This window comes from Pseudomonas onubensis (genome assembly GCF_965653655.1).
Taxonomy (GTDB): domain Bacteria; phylum Pseudomonadota; class Gammaproteobacteria; order Pseudomonadales; family Pseudomonadaceae; genus Aquipseudomonas.
This window is the reverse complement of the sequence record NZ_CBFHAZ010000231.1, coordinates 1-491: the sequence shown is the minus strand read 5'-3', so window position 1 is coordinate 491 and position 491 is coordinate 1. Positions and strand designations below refer to the sequence as shown.

The window sequence follows — 491 nt, the reverse complement described above, 5'->3', positions numbered from 1 at the left end:
ATCAGACGCTCCGAGAGCTTGTCGTTGTTGGAAAACAGTCCCGCATATTCGTGGCCGAGCGCCACGATGATCGCGCCCGTCAGCGTCGCCAGATCGATCATGAATTCCGGCTGGAATTTCTTGTTGACGTGCCAGAGCACATCGCCGAGCACCAGCCGGCCTTCGGCATCGGTATTGATGATCTCGATGGTCTGACCCGACATCGAGGTGACGATGTCGCCCGGCCGCTGCGCATTGCCATCCGGCATGTTCTCGACCAGCCCGATGGCGCCGACCGCGTTCACCTTCGCCTTGCGCGCGGCGAGCGCATGCATCAGCCCGACCACGCAAGCCGCGCCCGCCATGTCGCCCTTCATGTCCTCCATGCCGGCCGCGGGCTTGATCGAAATGCCGCCGGTATCGAAACACACGCCCTTGCCGATGAAGGCCAGCGGCTTTGCGCCTTTCTTGCCGCCGTTCCAGCGCATGATCACGACGCGGCTTTCGCGCAC

At 63.1% G+C, this 491-nt stretch carries 1 protein-coding gene; it reads right to left on the bottom strand.

Annotated elements, in window-relative coordinates; genetic code table 11:
• Positions 1-491 (bottom strand): leucyl aminopeptidase family protein (locus ACTD9P_RS29715; RefSeq protein WP_438870431.1); only part of this gene is annotated, 491 nt, incomplete at both ends.